At 38.5% G+C, this 19,462-nt stretch carries 13 protein-coding genes; 5 read left to right on the top strand and 8 right to left on the bottom strand.

Annotated features, from left to right (window positions below; translation table 11 throughout):
• Positions 1-142: 142 nt before the first annotated feature.
• The gene (locus JZO70_RS09950; RefSeq protein WP_207673411.1) at positions 143-757 is read right to left on the bottom strand and encodes a RodZ family helix-turn-helix domain-containing protein; all 615 of its coding nucleotides are present in this window, start codon (positions 755-757) and stop codon (positions 143-145) included.
• A 379-nt stretch (positions 758-1,136) separates the two neighbouring features.
• Here JZO70_RS09950 and JZO70_RS09945 point away from each other — a divergent pair, with 379 nt between their 5' ends.
• From JZO70_RS09945 to JZO70_RS09930, 4 genes are read left to right on the top strand one after another with little or no spacing between them, the layout of a single operon-like run.
• Positions 1,137-3,311 carry a pectate lyase-like adhesive domain-containing protein gene (locus JZO70_RS09945; protein ID WP_207673410.1) on the top strand — a complete coding sequence of 725 codons (2,175 nt, stop codon included), beginning with the start codon at positions 1,137-1,139 and terminating at the stop codon, positions 3,309-3,311.
• Between the two features lie 13 nt (positions 3,312-3,324).
• Positions 3,325-3,843: a hypothetical protein gene (locus JZO70_RS09940; RefSeq protein WP_207673409.1), complete on the top strand. Its 519-nt coding sequence runs from the start codon at positions 3,325-3,327 to the stop codon at positions 3,841-3,843.
• Positions 3,844-3,886: 43 nt separating this feature from the next.
• The gene (locus JZO70_RS09935; RefSeq protein ID WP_207673408.1) at positions 3,887-4,522 is read left to right on the top strand and encodes a hypothetical protein; all 636 of its coding nucleotides are present in this window, start codon (positions 3,887-3,889) and stop codon (positions 4,520-4,522) included.
• A 29-nt stretch (positions 4,523-4,551) separates the two neighbouring features.
• Positions 4,552-4,815, top strand: a complete 264-nt coding sequence (locus JZO70_RS09930) for an LPXTG cell wall anchor domain-containing protein (protein ID WP_207673407.1) — start codon at positions 4,552-4,554, stop codon at positions 4,813-4,815.
• Between the two features lie 323 nt (positions 4,816-5,138).
• On the opposite strand, the gene JZO70_RS09925 is transcribed toward JZO70_RS09930, so the two are convergent.
• From JZO70_RS09925 to JZO70_RS09895, 7 genes are all read right to left on the bottom strand, one after another.
• On the bottom strand, positions 5,139-6,038 hold the full coding sequence (locus JZO70_RS09925; RefSeq protein WP_207673406.1) for a hypothetical protein: 900 nt from the start codon (positions 6,036-6,038) through the stop codon (positions 5,139-5,141).
• Positions 6,039-6,445: 407 nt separating this feature from the next.
• Positions 6,446-8,239 carry a GmrSD restriction endonuclease domain-containing protein gene (locus tag JZO70_RS09920; protein WP_207673405.1) on the bottom strand — a complete coding sequence of 598 codons (1,794 nt, stop codon included), beginning with the start codon at positions 8,237-8,239 and terminating at the stop codon, positions 6,446-6,448.
• 30 nt (positions 8,240-8,269) lie between these two features.
• The gene (locus tag JZO70_RS09915; RefSeq protein WP_207673404.1) at positions 8,270-11,593 is read right to left on the bottom strand and encodes a DEAD/DEAH box helicase family protein; all 3,324 of its coding nucleotides are present in this window, start codon (positions 11,591-11,593) and stop codon (positions 8,270-8,272) included.
• A 1-nt stretch (position 11,594) separates the two neighbouring features.
• Positions 11,595-15,545, bottom strand: a complete 3,951-nt coding sequence (locus tag JZO70_RS09910) for an Eco57I restriction-modification methylase domain-containing protein (RefSeq protein ID WP_207673403.1) — start codon at positions 15,543-15,545, stop codon at positions 11,595-11,597.
• A gap of 26 nt (positions 15,546-15,571) precedes the next feature.
• The gene (locus JZO70_RS09905) at positions 15,572-16,477 is read right to left on the bottom strand and encodes a hypothetical protein (RefSeq protein ID WP_207673402.1); all 906 of its coding nucleotides are present in this window, start codon (positions 16,475-16,477) and stop codon (positions 15,572-15,574) included.
• A 79-nt stretch (positions 16,478-16,556) separates the two neighbouring features.
• Complete coding sequence (locus JZO70_RS09900; RefSeq protein WP_430748893.1) at positions 16,557-17,489, bottom strand: restriction endonuclease; 933 nt, start codon at positions 17,487-17,489, stop codon at positions 16,557-16,559.
• Positions 17,490-17,560: 71 nt separating this feature from the next.
• Positions 17,561-18,172, bottom strand: a complete 612-nt coding sequence (locus JZO70_RS09895; RefSeq protein ID WP_207673401.1) for a TetR/AcrR family transcriptional regulator — start codon at positions 18,170-18,172, stop codon at positions 17,561-17,563.
• A 159-nt stretch (positions 18,173-18,331) separates the two neighbouring features.
• On the opposite strand from JZO70_RS09895, the gene JZO70_RS09890 reads away from it, so the two are divergent.
• On the top strand, positions 18,332-19,453 hold the full coding sequence (locus JZO70_RS09890) for an alpha/beta hydrolase family protein (RefSeq protein WP_207673400.1): 1,122 nt from the start codon (positions 18,332-18,334) through the stop codon (positions 19,451-19,453).
• Positions 19,454-19,462 lie beyond the last annotated feature (9 nt).

Raw genomic sequence — 19,462 nt, 5'->3', positions numbered from 1 at the left:
ATGAAGCGAGCAGGAGCCCTACCTACATAGAAAAATAACCCGAGCGCCAAAAATCTCTACTAGATTTCTGACGCTCGGGCTATTTAATGCTGTTTTGAGACGTGACTTATGTCACAGCCTCATCTTTATTTACGTTTATAACCTATTGATTCCCTGACCCATCATCCGACGCTGCTTGGACGCGATCGTAATTGGCAACTAGTTCTTCTTTGTTAAGACCGGTATCCTGAGCGACTAAGCCTAACAAGTAAGAATAGTCCGCACCTAATTGGGCGCATTGATCGTAGTAATTGTACAATTGATCTTCGGTAAATTGTGACTCATCTGCTCCACTCATGCTGATGGTCATTCTGGCAATGTGGGCACACTCTTCACGGGAGTACACGCCGACTTGTGATTGATCTTCTGCTGGTGCCGCTGGTTCAGCAACTGGTTCAGTCACTGCCGGTGCCGGTTGAACCGGAGTGGTCCCAGCATTTGTTGGCGTATTGACGGCTTGCTGATTATTTACAGGCTGCTGTGGATTGCCAGCCGTTTGATTTTGATTTGGTTGTGCTTGGGCACTAGGCTGTGTAACTGCTGCAGCCTGGCTTGATTGGGTTTCAGATGTTTTGCTGGTTTCTGTTTTCTTTTTCGTCTTTGTTGTTTGTTCAACTTTTTTCTCTGTGTTTTTAGCTGTTTCCTTCTCTTTGTTCTGACATGCTCCTAAAACAACCACCATTGATAGAATAACTGCAACCTTCGCGAATTTTTTCATCTTTCCTTGCTCCTGTCTTATTAGTAATTTAGCGTAATGTAATTGTAACATAAGAGAAATATTTGTAAACAGTTTTTTGAATAAATCTACAATTTTTTTTAGCCTCTTTTACATCCGCTGCTGGCAGCTTGCGAAAACATTATTTACTAGATGAAAATAATCTATTTATATACAAAAAATCTTCCTCCCTCCTCTCGTCGATGATTTAACTGATTCAAATAAAAATAACACAGTTATTTAAAGCGAGATAAAAGTTAATTTTTTCTTTAAACTAACACAAAATGTTTTATTTTGCTGAGTATTTCAGATAGAATCAAACCTATCAAAAAATCATACTCATTTAAAAACTATTCCACTGTGTGATTTAAGGGGGTGCGGTGTGAAAAAAGCTACAAAATTGTTCATTGCTACTTTTTTACTGTTTCATACTTTTTATGTTCCAGCATGGGCGGAGGAAACGACCACCAGCAGCACTTCTTCAGCCACCGAAACTTCTTCCAGCCAGAGCGCCCTTGCCGAAACCGAAAGCACCAGCGAAATTCCTGCACTATCTCAAGAAGCATCCACTTCCGCTAGCAGCGAGGAATCGACGATAGCTGCAACTGATGAACCCACTACAGAATCCAGCGAATCCCTTAGCGAAAATGAACCACCAGCAGCCGTTCTGATTGAGCGGGCGGCCGATATTGGCACCGAAGAGAATCCCTATCCGGTAACCACCTTTCAAGAATTGAAGGATGCTCTCAGCGCGCCTTTAGCCAGCGGTCAGACTACCAAATATATTCAGCTGCAAAACGATATTGTCTATAACACGACCTACACCTACATTACTCAAAGTACGGTGATTGATGGAAATGGTCATGCTCTTTTGTATAGCGGTGCCTCTTATGGAACGGCTCATTTCAGTACCAATGCCAATAACATCAGCGTTACCTATAAAAACCTGACCTTTGGCAACGACGCCTATCCCAACAGCACCTATTACGGGATTTTGTTTGTGCAAAACACCAATGTCAATTTTACGGTAGAAAATGTGAACTACACGATCCAAACCGGCAGCCAGCCCTTTTGGGGAAACAACTATGCAGGCAACACTTTGACCTTTAAGGGAACAAATAATTTTTCCTCCTCTGGCAGCTCCTACGGTGGGGAATTTGTGGAAGGATATCAAAACATCATCTTTGCTGAGGATAGTGATACGACGGTTTACAATGACACAACCGGAGCGACGGCTGTTTTCTGGGGGACTAATCTAGTCGTTTCGATGGAAAAAGGCGCGGCGCTCTCAATCGAAGCCAGCAAACAGTATCTTTTTTACGGTGGGGGCACGATGAATATTCAGGAGCAGGGGAATTTTTCTTACAAGGCGATTTATGGCCCAAACGTTAAATCCAACACCGCTTCTTTCGGCAACGTGGGGGTAACCTTGAATTTCGCCCAGGATTCCATCGGGCATTTCACGACGGATGTAAACAGCTTTAGCGGCAGCAACCCTGCCATCAATCTAAATTCGCCAGATTATGTGATTTTCGATGCCACGGATTCGTCAAAACGGGTACTAGGCACCATGAACCCGATCTTTCGACGAACAGATGCCGATGCGTTTACTTATGGCATTGAATACTTAACCGCTAGCGGTCAGAACGTTTATCAGTCGAATGTTAGTCCCAATGCCAGCTGGACAGTTTCGTCAGGCAATATTAGCAACGGTTATTCCGTAGTTTATGCTCGCTATCCTAGTATTACCGACCTTTCGGCAACGCCGGCCACCGATACCGATGTCAGCAGTATCACCGGACAAATCGCAAACGTGGCGCCGGCAACAACTTTAAGCCGCAACGTTCAGTACAAATTGGCGACGCAGCCTTTGTACTCCGGCACAGATATTACTACAACTGCAGCGCAAAGCAGCATTGAACAATCCGGAACTACAAACGGCGTCGTGGAAGCAACGACTGTGACATTGCCGGAAAATGCCGGAGCGACGGGTGAGGTGACGCAATATGCCTTTCAACACTTGCCGGCCGGAAATTACTATTTGTATGCCAAGCTGGATGACCAGCAAATCACCGGCTATACCTTGCAAAGTCCGTGGCAGGAAACCAGCGCTGAGGTTCCCCGGTTTATTCAGGTACAGTTCAATAGCAGCGACCTAGCCTTCGACAGTCCGATCCCGGGGGAATTTGGCAAGTCGCAAAACGCCGAGGCCTATACGATGCGCAACTCGGGAAATGTTCCGGTGGCAGTAACGCTGGATAAGCTTAGCCTGAATCCAGAAAGTTCAGCGAAGATTTCGCTAGTAAATCAATTTATCACCAACGATCAGGAGCTGATCCTGTCTCTGGTGGCTGAAAAAAGCGACAGCGGACAACAAACCAAGCTAGGTCCACTGACAGAAAACGAACCAGTCAGCGGAGACGCTGTGTCATTGAACCCATTTTGGCAAAGTGATGCCCAGGCGAATTTATATCTGACCGGCAACTATTCCGGACCCATGATCGGTCCGCAAAAGGTCAGCTATCAATCAACCTTTTCTGTCGCAGCAACAAATTAAAAGGAGGCACCTCATGGAAGAAAAAAAGAAACGTAAAAAGTGGCTGCTGCTTTTAGCCCTTTTACTCTTACTTATCGGCGGCTACAGTGTCTATCATTACTTTTTCGCAACTGAGCCGCAGGCAATGTCGGTGATCAGCGGGGATTTTTTACCGGAAGGAAAAGATGCCAAGCAAATGTCGGAGGAAGAAATTGCTGATCTGGCCCAGCAAAAAGCTGACGCCAGTAATTTTAATATGATGATTGCCTCAGAAGCCACCATCAGCGGCAGCACCCAGCAAGGCCAGCTGCCGATTAAAAATCCTGAAAGCAATGTTTATCCCATCAACGTCGAAATCAAAGACGACGAAAGCGGCGAGATCATTTACACCTCCGGAGCCATTTTGCCGGGAGAAGAAATCGACCAAATTCAGCTGGATCAACCGCTGGAAAAAGGGACCCATAAAACCACCGCGCTATTTAGCCTGTACGATCCGCAAACCAAGAAAAAACAAGGGGAAGTATCCGCAGGCGTCACGATTTCAGTCAACTAATTTTGGTAACACATTTTATGTTTATATATAGGAGGAAACACACATGAAAAAATTATTAGCTATTTTGTTAACAGCAGGCGTGGCCCTAGGTGCCGCACCTTTCGCCCTAGCAGCAGACGGAACCGAAGCAGGCAGCCAACAAACCATTAACGGCGAATCATCTGCCGATATCCAAATCAACGGAACTCTTGGTGCAGACAATACCGATCCAGAAGCAAAAATCCCTGAAGGCGACGTAAACTGGGTCAACGTCACCGTACCAACCAGCACTATTTTCTATAACACAGCAGATGCGCAAGATATCAAAGCACCAACCTATAACATCGTCAATAACTCAGGTCGTCCAGTGAATGTGACGGCTAACGGCTTCACTGCCGGCAGCTCAAACCCAACACTGCCAAGCGACTTCAACTTGAACCTGGCAGTAACTGGTACTCAAGGCAATGCCGCAACTACGGCTACTACCAGCTTGGTGACGAACGGTGCTTTGGCAGCCTCTGTCAATTCACCATTGATTACACTGGCTAACAAAGATAACCAAATCCAAGCTGGCGATTCAACCGCAGCACCCGTGAACAACAAAGCAACCTTCACTTATACCGGTAGCGCAACAACGGACTCACAGCTGCAATTGAACTACACCTTGAACCTTAAATTCGATGCCGTGCAATGGAACTAAACCATCTTAACGAAGTGTGAGGTTACAAGATGGATAATGAAATTCAAATCTACGGCCGCTTAGGAATCCCGGCTGACGACACCCCGCAAAATACGCCGACCGAACCAGCTGCTCCTTCTGAAGAAACGACGGCGGGGCAGTTGGTGCCTCGGTATACGGTGGAGCAACAACAGACTTATCCTAAGACTGGTGAGACTAATCAAGCTTTCTTTTTCTCGTTGTTGGGGATTTTGATGGTTGTGATTGTGGTTTGGGTGAGTCGGGGGAAAAGAAGAGAGCAAAATCAGGGATGATTTTGCTCTTTTTTGTTTGGGATGATTATGGGTTGTCAACTAAACTGTGGAAGTTAGTCAGCTGAGAGTTTGCTACACATAGAAAATATTGGTGTTTTAAATGAAAAGAAGTATATTCTCATTCTCATTAGAAAATCCCCCTTTTCTGTGGCCTTCTTAAAATATCACGAACTTTTTTAGTAGCAGCTTCTCAACTTTCTGCAAACTTCCTAGTAGTTTTTACTTAGGAGGTAACTTATTTCGAATAAGATTGTAGCTATTACTCTAGTTATTCCATTCTATGTGCGAATTGACCAGAAACTGGTATAAACAAATCATAAATCTTATTCATTTTCTTGTGAATTTTCCATCAACATTGTTTTAGCAATCTTTTTCTTAATGACTTGTTCATAGTCGTTTGAGAATTCATTATAGTACTTACTCTTATTGCGCATGATATAAACAAGAAAGATTACTAAAAAGAAGACTCCGAAAACTATTATTCGAATGAATCCTTTAAAAAAGAATCGTTCAAGTGGAGATATATCCCCAGTAACTGCTTTATTGAAGAATATTTTACTTATCCAACCAAGGGCACCGAAATCTTCTAAAATATCTGAAAAAGTAATTGCAGGATAAAGTAGCAAGGACGTCATTAATATCATAAATCTTGCATTCACCCATTTTTTCTTCAAGTAAAATGGAATATCTTCATCCATGATTTCAATATTTGAAATAATCATAAACCATTCTTTTGAAAACACGAATGATAACACTGCTGCTGCTAAAGGAATAAGCGTCCACCATGACTGCTCAAATAATCCAATAATAATTATAAGTATACCTGTATTTATAAATGTTATTACTGTCCCCAATATATTCTTTTGAACCATCTGCATGAATCCATAAAACATTATAGCTAATCCTGTAAAAGACAACCACAGTGTCAAAATAGAACTAACATTTGGTATTTCTGCCAATTGAAGAATTTGTCCGATAAATAAGGAACTCTCAATACATAAAAGCATTAAAGAGACAGGAAGTTGAATGCTCGATAATTTTTTACGATTTACAAAGAATAAGACTAAGCAAATTATCGGTAAAGCTAGAGTCAAGAATAATCCAAATGACTTATTAACAATAGGTGACATCAAATTGTTACTGACTGCATACCACATATATACTTGGAATCCAAAAATACCAAACAGTATCCATGAGTAATTTTTTTTGATCCATTGTTTCAATTTTATCACCGCCTTTTTAGTTTTTTTCTTTTAGTATAAACGGATCAAAAGCTCTTTATTTCATTAAATAAGAAACCATAGTTACGGTTAAATCTTAGAGCACATCGGTTATTCATTTAAAAATTTCTATGGCTCTAGAGAGCAGATATACTTGTACAGAGATGCATCTTCTAAAAGTTCAAAATTAGAAACCCACAAAATACCACTACAGACGAACAAGCAGCTAGAAAATAAAACTTTCCTAGCCGCTTGTATAATTCTACTAATCTCGCTTAACAACACGATTTAAAATTGAGCTCTTCTCCTGTACCCAAAAATCATTACCCACGAGGATTCACATAAAAGTACAATCAAAAGATACCTATTCTCAGTATTGAAAACTTAAAGAACTAACTAGTATTGATTTCTCACAATTTTTTATAGTATTGTCTAATCTTCAAAGCCATCAAATTCTGCCGTTCTTTTAAGAAATTAGGATAAAAAGCTACTTCACCTTCAGTCAAATCTAAAGGAATATCATTTTCCATCAGATTATTTCCCAATTCTTCAGCTGACTTCATTTCATTACTATAAGCATTATCGTATTTTTGAATCTCGCTAAAATACTCTCTTGGTGAACGATCACTAATCTTATTATTGATCTGATCATGTAAATAAACATAATTTGCCAATTTATTATACATGCTCTTATGGCTATAGCCATGCTTAACTAAGTATGCTTTTGGGAACACATGATGAATCTGAGCTGTTTTCATATCTCGAACAAGTGTCTTAGATAAGAAGCTTTGATTGCCAAGATATTTTTGAGCAAGTGTGTAAAGTGCCCAATCCGGGCTTGTCAATACTGTATTGTCAAACCTACTTGGTAATGTATCTGTCCAAAATACATCAGTTAAGTTCTGTCGCTCAAGTGTTGCAACAAAATCAACTAAGTCTTCTGTTGCTCTAATCCTTTGAAAGTCGGCTGTCCAACGACTTTCGAAACTACCACTGTGACGTTGCGTCAGCAAACTAATAACCAGCAACCGACGAATTAAACTTTTTAAATTTCCATCTTCAACACCAACATCTTTACCACGCAGGTACATTGCATATGCATAGTTGATAGCATTTTGAGAGATAGATATACCGGAATCTTTAAATCCAAGATTCCAAAGAATATCCTGTACAAAATGTTCAAAATTTATTTTTTTAGTATATTTGTCAATACCAACTTCTAGCTTTGCAAAAGAGTCCTCAGCAATCGAAGCTTTGTAATTGCGCTCTTCAAAATCTCGACCAGAAAGTAATGCCACTAAATCTCCTAGCTTCCCACGATTAAACTCAACTAAAGAAACTACTCTCAAAATATCATTGTACGTAGGAATATATGATTCGTTATTATCCGAAGCTATCCACTCAACTTTCTTCCAGTAAGGAGATGAGGAAAAAGCTTTGTCATTTTTTTTGATTTGAGTTAGCCTATCTGATGAGGTAGCTAATTCACAAAAATAATCAATAAATTTACGGAGATACATCCCATATTCATCACCAGAAGTTTTTTCATAAATAGCAATTTTACTCATCGTAAAGTCTGCTTGAGACAGTTTAACACCTGCGTCATTAATACGAATAAATATTTCTGTTACAACATCTATTGGTAAACTCGCATCTAAAGTAATATTTCCGACATCTGAATTCTTGATTTGTTTAAGCTTTTCAATTCGATCGCTAATCAAATCTGCCTCTTCATCCGTTTCAATTCCATTATTATCCAAGTATTTATTTATAAATTTTCGACCAGCATCCATAGCATCCGCAATATCAGTTATCCATTCTTTCCCACGTTCGGTTCCTCTATCACGAACTTTAAACTCTTCAGTTTTAGGATTAAACGAAATGACAATTCGTTCTTTCTTATATTTACTATTAACGATTTCAATCTTATTTAGAGAAGTTGATAAAGCAGTAATCCTCTGTTGTCCATCAATCAAAATCAGACGCCCGTTTGAGCTTATCCCGTCCTTTATTTTCACATCTGGAGATTTCCATGTAATGATATATCCGACAGGATAATTTTTATATAGCGAGTCAATCAAATCGCGAACTTTTGATTTTTTCCAAACAAAGGGGCGCTGAATCTCAGGAATTGCAATATTTCCTATTTGTGCGTCACTCAGAAGATTACCAACCTTGATATTCGTCACAGTGTACTTGTCCACAGTGCTCTCACCTCCTATTCCCTTAACATTTTACATCTCAAATTTCTCATTAATCAACTCTTGCATGGTTCCGTCCTTGGCGTAAGGCACCGTATCTTCTTGGACGAAGTTCTTCCTACTAATTTCTTCATCAAGATTCCCGAAAATAAAGTTTGTTGCGATTTTATAGATTATTTCTGTTGGAGCAAATCCATAAACTTGGTTTTCCAAGATATGTTTAATACGGATTTTGTCGTCAGGAAATTGAGATTTGATTTTCGGACTATTGTACAACTTCTTAACAACTTCTGTGATATATAGCCCTGATTTCATATATAAGTCAGCAAAGGTTTTCGTAGCATCATCATAAATTCCTGGATTTTCTTTTTCTAAGTCTTCCACCATCATTTTTACAACCCATTTTGGTGTATAAATTTGATTGGTTTTTTGGGGTGGGATGTAGTCAAAAATATCTTCGCCTTTTTCATCTTCTACAAAGTAATCCGATAAATCTTCTTTCTTACGCAGAAATTCTTGCACAGATTCATCGAACACTACTTCATCAAAGAGTTGTCCAGCAAAATGATGTGTTTGCCCGTTTTCTTCGTACTCTCCACCATCCCGCAAGAAAATGAATTGATCTACAGTAATACCTGTCACCTCTTGGAATACATGTTCAGGTGTATAATGATCAAAGTTGGCTAACGCTAAATTATTGTCGCCGTAGGCCATAATAAAACTTGGAATCGTACGTGCGAATCCTCGTAATCTTCCTCGCACATCTTCTTCAACTTGTGTTTTAACCCGTTCTTTAAGCTTCTTCTCTTGGGTTTCGACGATTTCTTTTCCAATCTCTGCGACTTTTTTTATTACTTTTTCTTGGATTTCTTTCGTATGTGTCTCGACTGCATCCTTGATTTTTTGCTCATACGTTTCTTGAATTTCTTCTTTTTCCTCGTTTGTTTCAGCTATTATGACTTTTTCTTTGAGTTCCTTTTCTAAACGGGATTTTGCAATTGTATAATCTATATTTGCTCGTTCAACCGTTTCCTTAACTTCATCCTCCATTTTTTTCTCGTTCCGCTTACTCATAGAAGACGTCAACTTATATTCAGATTTTACTTTGTCTAATTCTGGTTTAAAACTTTCTACAACAGCTTTACCAATGCTTGTTGCTAATTTTTCGACTTCTTTTGGTTTTTCAAGCATTTCTTCTGTTGGTGGAAATACTCCGTCTATGACATCAGTGAATTCCGGCGCGTATACTTTTTCTCCGAAAATTGCATCGGTTTTATTAATCACAATTTCTGAATCTACCCTAACAGTACCATCTTCATCTGTTTCGATCTCTTGTGTATCGATTTTTTTAGTATTATCTGCAGTCACTTTCTTCCCAGGTGCAACATAGTCCATATTGTCTAAAATATCTAATGCAGCTTGTGGTGCTTGGAAAATACCTGAGATGTTAGCAAATAACAAATTGCTCATAAAACCACGTTTGACAACTTCGCTTGCTTTAATCGCTTTTGGTATCGTCAATACTTCTGTTGCATCAAGTTCTGTCATTCTGCCTTCACTATCTTCCCCAATAACTGGGAAGAAGTTTAACAAACGTTCAATATTATCTTTACGAACTTCTGTTGTCCCGCCGCCAGAAGCAGTACGAGTAGACAAGTTGTTGGCAAATTCATCAAATATAATCAAGGTACGTTCAGGTGCAAAATCAAATACATAAGCATTTTGTTTTTGATAACGGATTTCTTCACCATTTGTTTTATCAGTCCATACGTAAGGATTTTGAGCACGAAATGCTGCCTGCATGTATAGTGCTGGAGATTTCATATTGCTTAACATCATCACTGCAGTCCATTCAGGAATAGTGACGCCAGTCGTTAATTGTCCAACAGATAAGGTGATCGTTTTATCGTGATTCTTGATTGCATCTTTTACGCGTTTGTAGGAACTATCATTTTTAATTTCGTCGACTGCTTCATTTTTTCCATCCCCTGCAGCTAAAATCACCTCGTAGTTTTCAAAAACAGGATGTTGCTTTAATAGTCTCTGTAATGCCTTCGCGCTGGCAACACGATTCAAAATCCAAAAAGTATGTTTTAACTCATTCCTCAACTTAGGTGTAGAAAACGGGTATTTTTCATTGCAGGTCAACATGTTTAGCCACTTTACTATGTCCGCTTCATGAATAAACCTGCCATCATCTTTTGTGGCAAAAAATTCATTTAGATCAAAAGCGAAATCCACATTCGTTTCATTCTCAAGCTCAAGACCTTGATTAACTTCGTCAGTAATCATTTTAGACATTTGATAAGTAAACATATTTAGTTGCGGTAGATTTTCATAAGGATTGCTTTCTTCACCATTCCAATTTTCTTTCGCCTCTTGCTCATCTTCATAGGACCAGTTAAAAATTTGATTTTCGCTGAAAGATCCTTTTGCAATCGCTTTGAAAGGTGTTCCAGATAAATGTAAAGTGAATTTACGCTTGATTTTGTCAAAAGCCACGTCTGTTTTTAACGTATCTACGCCTTCATGAGCTTCATCAATAATTAGAATATCCCAATCCGTATCAGCCACCCATTTTAACTTGTCGTAACCTCCACCAAAATACATTGACCCCTTTAAGTCCTGCAAGCTTAAAAATGAAATTTGTTTTGCATCATCATGTTTAATCACATATTCAACAAACTCATCACGTGACAAAGGTTCTCTAGTTTTTAATGAGTCTGACTCACTGACAAATTTATAGGTTGTTTGCCAAGCAATAAACTTCGTGAAATCATCAAACCATGAATTCGCAATTGCCGGGCGATTTGTAACAATCAATACATTAATTGCGTCTAGCTTTCGAACTAGATCATAAGATGTTAGGGTTTTTCCAAATCGAGGCTTAGCATTCCACAAAAATTCCCCACTAGGATTTTGCGTCACATATTCTAATGTTTTTTCAACGGCTTTTTGCTGTTCTGAACGTAACTGGTAACTCAGTTTTTGTTCTTTTTGAACTTTTGAATAGTCTTTAAAAACAAATTCTCGATACAAAGCTTCTGCTTTTTCTGGTTCACCATTAAAATAAAACCATTCCGTCCCTTTATTTCTACGAATTCCATTTTTAGATAAATAAGCATGGAAGTCTCTATCTGAAAAATATCCACCACCATTAAAACGAGCTTCATGGTCCCACAATTTCTCTGGCTCAACTCCTGCTGTATGAGTTTGCTCATAGATTCGTTTATCTGCATCACGGTCGGTATAACCAATTTTAATCCAACCATTTAAAGCCGTATTGGTTGGTGTGATATATGCATAGATGGTAGGTTTAATCTCACGTTTCGGTGCGATTTTTGTTTGGATATCCATACTACTCCATCTCCTTCACTTTTGTTTCAATGAAGTTAATTTCTTCTTCTGACAAGCCATACTTAGCATATAGTTGTTGATCAATTTCTGGAATAGATTTTGACCAGTCAATATCGGAAGATTCGGTGAAATCTTGGAGTGGAACATATTTCCAAACACCTCTAGGGTTATCTTGAGTAACTTTTAAAACTCCCAACATGGCTCTAGAAAATTTAGTTTTTAAATACTTTAGTAGACTATTAGCTTGATATTCATCAGAAAAATTCCCAATGTCCATGAATGTATCGGTATGTCCTACAAAAGGCTCTCCAACTAGTGGCGAAGTTAAAACTTCCCCAAAAATACCATTTTGATTTGCTTTAGGCACGAATACGGTCCAATTTTCAAAAGCTTCTGGTGGACTAACTAATTTTTTATTTATCCATTTAAACTCTCGTTTCCCATCTACTCGTCCTAAAAACCGAACATCGTCCTCACTTTGCTTTTCTGTAGAAAAAGCAAAGTCCATCAAAGCAAAAGACTTCGAAATGATTTTACTTTTTGTTCCTTTTCCTTGCATTGACTCAGCTTGCGGAAAAATATCAAAGAAGTCTTTTGAAAATCTATAATTTCCCGTTGGATACACTACTGATGAAAGAGAATCGGGGTTAAGTTTTACTACCTTATGAATAATCGAATTCAATAATTCATAATCTGTAAATACTCCAACACTACCAAATTTTTTATCAGTGTCTCGATAAGTAATCGCTACACCACCTTTTATGACAGTATTGGGAAATACTTCTGAACTTTTTTTATAAAAAGATTCAACTTTAAAATATTCGTCACTAAGCATTTTTCGATTCCATTGTTTAGGGGTTTGTCCAGCATTAAATAAAAATCTAGCTGGTGTTATTAGTAACACTTTGTCAGCGATTCTGTAGGATTCATCCATGAACAAATGATAGATGGGTTCATCTCTAGACTTCCCCTCCTCCTGATACGGCGGATTTCCAATTACTACGTCAAATTTCATTTCATCATCTCCATATACACCTTTTAATTTTTCTTCTATCGAGCTATCCTTATCCTTAATTATTTGGTAACTTGTTAGTTTATCAATGCCAGCTAAGTGATCTAAATTCCATCCAAATTCTTCAAATACTACACGAGTGAATTCGTATGTCATTGGCGAAGTAGCAATAGCAAAGAGGTTCTCTTTCAGTACTTCTTCTGTTATTCCTGCTTGTTTCAATTTACGATACACACAAATTAAGAGCACTCCTGACTTAGAAGTCATATCAAGAATTCTTTTAGGCTGCTTTTTATAATCTTCAATAAAATCTTTTGTAACGAGACTATCTACCATTTTTTGAGCAATCCATACTGGTGTAATTACTTCATTTGCCGATATATTCCCTAATCTTGCCAATTTTTCAGTAATTTCTTCACTTTGCGTTTCACTTCGTAAATCTCCAATATTTTCAATTTTATTATCTAAGGTAGATCGAACAGCAAAGTTCATTTTCTCTTTCATTAACTCTAGAAAATCTTTCTCTATTTCAAGGTGGCGTGCTAACCGCTTGTTCTTATCAAGAGATTCAATAACCTCAGTTAAATTACGTTCATTGGTTGCTGAAAGGAATGCATATAATAAAATGCGTGCATAATACGTCTGCATCTTCTTCTCAATGTCTTTTCGTTCATTCTCCTCATCTGAATCATTATCAGAAGTATCTTGATCATTTGATTGATTCGGTTGCGAAGTTCCCCCTCCATTTACTTTTAAGTCAGTATCCTCTTCATTGTTAGGAGGTATATTGAACCCTTTTTTCCCTCCCAATATCGGCTGTTTAGAAATCACATTAAATATCTCTGGAATATCTAGCACTTCGTAATCTATTAATAAGCTTTTGGCCTCATCAACAATACTTCGATTTGCTGCATATTCACGGATTTGCGCAATAATATCTGTTGGGGTTGCTTGTGTCAGTTTATCTTTGTTTATATAAATGATTGGTGAGTACTGGAAATTTCTTCCTATTGCTTTTTCCTGTTCATCATTACCAGACTTTCCTTTAGAAGCATTAACAACAAGTGCTCGGTCAGATTCAATTTTGAACATTCGACTCGGTGAAAAATCTATTAATAGCGTCTGCGGCTTCATATCTTCTTTCCCGTAAACTTTTTCAGTATTAACTTCCTTAATCTCTTTAATCCACGGTGACTGCAATCGGTAAATAGCCTGATCATATTCTTGAGGACTACTTGTATCTTTCATAAACACCATCGTATCCCATTGTGGAACTGTTGATCCTGTCAGCATTTTATTCACTGTTAACGTAATAGTTTTGCGATTTTCTTTAGCAGCATCGCTGATTTTGTTTTTAATATCAAGAGGGGTTAACTTGGACCTATGACTCGCTACATTTAATATTTCATACGTGTTTAGATTTTTAAAACTCTCTTTCTCACGACGGATTAATCGTTCCAGCGCGTCTGTCGAGTTTTTAAATGGTAGAACAAATACCATATGCTGCGCTAAATTCCCCTGTTTAATCTTGTCGTAATTTAAAAAAGGAAAAATATTTTCATCTTCTTTAGAACCATCAATGGCTTTTAATAGTTCTAGGACTTCATTTTCATGAACAAAATTAGTTGTTCTAGCATAACTCTTAGCCTTACTTTTGGTTCGAAATAATTCATTTAATTCTGCTGATTTACCTTCAAGTTTTAATTTCTCTAGTGTTTTAAGTGAGGACTTGTTAGGAGTGAAAGCGAAACGGATCATTTCTGGGAATCCAAAATAATCATTTTCCCAAGGCTCTTTATCCTCTGTGACAGGATTATCATCAATCCATTTTTGTTTTTCTGCTAGGATATCAGAAAACTGAATTTGTCCGACAATATCCTCTTTATCAAATTCATTACTTAATAAAATTCTATAAGGAGTACCCGATAAATGTAGCTGTATTTTAGATTTTAGCTTTGACACATTTTCAATTGATTCATTTGCCTCATCCACTTCAGGTATCTCAAAATCTGGGTCTTCATTAGGAGCCAACTCGAATGTTTGACCGTAAATTTTGGCCCTTGCCGCGAAATGAGTTTCATCAACAATTAAAAAATCAACTATTTGAGAAAAGAGATATTCATGTTTGGCTTTTACTTCAACTAAACTACCTGCTAAATCTTGAAGAGTTGTAAAAACAACACAGTTTTTATTTGGAGATTTTTTTACGGCTACTTCATTAAACTCGCTAATTTTGAAAAACTTAAAATCTTCGAAGTCCTCATGTGATTCAACTGTTTTTTTCCATTCATCTAAAACATCAGCTTTGCCAGTAACTATTACAGTTAATTTACTCTTTAGTCTTTTCGCCGCCCACATCGCCACATTAGATTTTCCAAAACGCATAACTGCATATAATAATAAATTTTTACGACCGTTTTTTACCGCTTCTTCTATATTTTTAAGCGCTTCTTCTTGGTTTGGTCGAGGTAAGTAATTTTTATCTCTTTTATAATGCTGCTCATACTGGGAGTTATGTTCGTTAGCTTTATAGAAGTTATACTTTTCGCTACTCTCACGATGGTATTCAGCTTCAATATCTTGAGTCCCATCGATTAGATCATTCTTTGAAGCATTCTTGAAAAATTCGTGCTCGTACAAATTATCCGACAGTCTTTGCTTGCTGCGATCTTCTTCAAGAAATTTATGCAAGGCATAATCTCGGAAAAATATTGTTTTTCTTTTCAGTGTATCTGCTTTATCTTCCAGCATAGCAGATGCTTCATAAATCTTTTTTAGATCCTCATAAACTCGTCGCCATTCATTTAGTCGTACTTCTACGCTTCTGTTTGTATCTCCAACTTTTAAATAGTTAGGATGCGTGTTAGTTTCAAAAGCATAGATTGAATGGGGTAAATACCCGTGAATTATTTCATCTAGCACCGCTGTGTCGTGTAACATATTGATGCATCACCTCCCACAAGTGATTAATTTTCTTGCAACGATTGAAATTCAATCATTTTCTTTTTTTTCCAGTCCTTTATTAATACTGGTATACCAATGCTAATTTCTTTAGTTTCTTCCTCTATTTCATCTTCAAAATCAAAGAGAGCAATCTGTTCAACCGTAGGCTCTTCTACTTTTGTTACATCTCCAGTTAGCGGAATTGTATATTTTAGACCATCCATCTGAAAGATATTAAAGCTGATAATATTCGCAAATTCTTTTAAACTCTTCGCTTTCGGTTTTTCGTTAAACTTATATTCATAATATTCAATAAAACTGTACAGTAGATTTTCTCTGGCAATCAGCAGCGAGTCACCTTGAAATTCATATCCGTAAGTGGCTTTATAGGCTTTTTTTGCAAAACGAAGCCATTTTTTTGGATCGTCAATCTCACGAGTAATACGTTGTAATTTTTTATCGAGAAATCCCACACGTTCCATTACGGGAATACTTTTACCAGTTACCGCATCATAGCGACTGACAATATACGGGGCTTCACCACAAGTTATTTCAATCCACATTTTTTCAACATACCTAGTCAAAGACAATTCTTGAAATTCAGAATCGACAGTGTCGACCATTTTCTTTACAATCCAAGTCGGTGTAAATACTTCGGCACGCCCTTTGGTTCGCTCTTTTTGTTCCTCTATCATCTTTTTAATTCTCGGTTTGATGAACTGTGCTTCAGCCAGCTCGATTGGCTTTTTAATTAGTCTCTCGTTGTCGACAAAAGTACTGCCGCTAAGTTCTTTATTTGTTGTGGCCCATATTATATTTTTCCCTGTTGTTTGATCTTTCAACAAAATTTTTAATAACTCAGGATGATTGCGCAGAATATTTACTTTATGCTCTTCATCAACGCTTCCTAAATAGGAATTAACTGTCACGATCATTCTCCTTCTTTTTCAACTAAATACACTTCATAAAAAATACAAGTGACTTACCCGACCTATTCTATTACTAAACTTAATTTTTCTCAAAATAAAAATCATCATCCAGCACATAAGTAGTAACAGGTGTCACATATAGCTCATGTTGTGCAACAAGATCGGCTATCTTATCTCCATTAATCAGTGTGATAACTCTTGTACCTTCCCGAGAAGCAGCAATTGCGTCTCTAGTAAAAGCAGAAGTTGTAATAAAGATGCCAAATTCTGCATTGAACTTATCCATCGCTCCGCGGAATTTGTCTATCTCAGGTGAGGAAACTTTCCCTTCCCATCGTTTGGCTTGGATAGCTACTCGGGTTGTTCTAAAATCATCCGATGTAATATAGCCAAAACCATCTAATCCACCATCCGCAATATATTTAATGCCAATCTTCTCATCAATATCGACACCCATAGCATTGACTAGACTTCTAGCAAAGAGTTCAAATTTCTGAGGCGAGAACCCTTTCAATGCATTAATCAATTTTTCTTTCCACTGATCTTCTTGAGACACTGAGTCATCATCTTCATTAATTTCTTCTAGTTCTGAGCTTGTTGAAACCTTTTTTGATTTCTTTTGAGATTTTTCTTGAAAGATAGGCTCAGATATTTTTCGAACCATCTCCTCACTATCGAAACTTTCCAAATCAACACTTCTGCCTTTTTCAGTTAATTTGATCGTTCCGCGTTTCGGGAGCTCGACAAATCCAGCGTAAGCCAAGTGTTTTACTGCGTAGTTATATTGAAAATTGAATGGTTTATAACTGTTTCCTGTGTGTTTGGACTCTCTATAGAAATCAATATAGTCTTCAGGAATAATATCCGCTGCCTCTTTTAACTCATTTACTACTTGATTTCTTGAAGCGATACCGCCCAAGTTTCTTAGGCAGCGAATAACTTCTGGCATTAATAGATTTTCTCGTTCCATTGAAGGAACGTCCATAAACTCTGGTTTCTGTGAATTTTCCAAGTTAGTTCCCCTCCGTCCATTTATCTCATACCTAATTATATCAATCTGAATAGTTAATCGCTTGTGTGTATTTAAGAAAATTGAGATTCCTTACATCGTGAACGATTATCCCCCACCAAATAACTTCTAACCAACCCCAACAGCGCCTCCTCCAACTCCACCTCATCCTCACTATCATAATAAGGACTGGTCACCTGGTACCAGCTGTAGGTCAGATGGGAGACCAGCGTTGCTAAGTTTTCATAGTCTGCGTCGGCAAGATCGCTGCGCATGATGCCGGTCTTTTTTAAGGTCAAAAAGATTTTACGGTAGAAAGCGACCAGGCGCTTTCGGAATTCCAGCAGTTCGGTCTTCATTGAAGGGAATTCTTCGTGAATGTTCACGATGTATTTGTAGTAGAACATATTGGTGCTGCGGATTTCCTGGATTTCTTTGATAGAGGACTTTAACAGGTCACAGGCATTGTCATCGGTGATTTCGGCATCGACGAAATGAAAGAAGGTGCTGTACAGCTCTTCCTGCAGCCGCAGCATCAGATCCTCCTTCTTAGGAAAATGATAGGTTAGATTGCCGATAGTGGTGCCGGCATGTTCGGCGATATCCCGTAAGGAAACCTCGCTGTAGCCTCGTTCCTTGAATAATTCTTTGGCACTTAAATAGATTTTGGTTTTTGTATCGGTCATGTAAAACACCTCTTTTTTTCTTTTATCGCTGGCTTTAGTCATCGCAAGTTTTCTTCTAATTCAGTATACACCAGAAAAATAAGTATTGACATCCTTTCCAGTACAGTGTACTATGAAAGCGTAAACAGTACAGCGTACTAAAGAAAAGGAGCGATTTACATGGAAATTAGAAAAAGACCCCCTGCACAGGATGTTGGACGTATTTTAGGTGGCGGCATGTCGCCAGAGGATTTCATCAAAATGATGGCGGAAACTGAGTTGAACCTGGAGACCTTCAAAGCGGTTGCCCCAGAGGATGCCAAAGATTTCGTGGAGGTTTGTGAGCGTTTAGGTGACGAAGCCTATGCTTATGCCAAGAAGAACGAGGAAGCCGGCCACACTGAGACGGCCAGCGAGTACTATTTCAATGCCAATGCCATGTATCGTTTAGGCGATTACGGGATCAAGGATTTTGGTGAAGAAAAGCATCGCATTTACGGCAAATTGGTAGACAGCTTTAAGCTGCATAAAAAATTAGCACAAAATGAAAACGTTCACTACATTGAGATTCCCTTTGAAGGCAAAATGATGCCGGCTTATCTGGCTTTACCCAACAATGCTACCAAAGATGTACCAGTGGTGATTTGTGTGGTTGGTGCCACCGGCTTTAAGGAAGAAAACTTCGTCATTGCAAAAACGGTGGTGGATCGCGGCTGTGCGGCGCTGATCTTTGATGGTCCAGGTCAAGGGGAATGCAACTTGAACCGCGAGCTGTACTTAACCGAAAGCAATTACGACGAGGCAGTCTTGGCGGTGGTGGATTACATTTTAGAAAATCCAAACGTTGGCGACAACATCGGTATCATGGGGGTAAGCTTTGGCGGTTACCTAGCTACTAGTGCCGTCTGCAAATACCCGGATAAATTTGCCGGCTTAGTGGTTCGCGGCGGTTGTTCCCAGCTGGATCAGTTGACGATGCATACCTTCGCTGGGATTGAGCGTTTCTATATGTATAACTTCCTAACCAAATTTAATGTGGAAACCTTGGATGAAGCGGCGGAAATTTCTCATAAAATGAATTTGGATGAAGTGATTAAAAATATTACTTGTCCATTGCTGGTGGAGCATACCGAAGAAGATCCGGTGATCGGCGTAGAAGGCGCGAAGACCATCTATCGCAATGCTTCCAGTGAAGACAAAGAATACTACGAAGTTCCCGGCAACGTCCACTGCGGCAATAACGAAGCGCAAAAGACCTGTACCTATGGTGTGGACTGGTTGTTGGATCGGATGATGCAGTAAAAACTCTTC

Origin of the sequence: Candidatus Enterococcus moelleringii, assembly GCF_017377575.1 — a bacterium.
In the GTDB taxonomy this organism is placed as follows: domain Bacteria; phylum Bacillota; class Bacilli; order Lactobacillales; family Enterococcaceae; genus Enterococcus_A; species Enterococcus_A moelleringii.
This window is presented reverse-complemented; position numbering and strand designations above follow the sequence as displayed.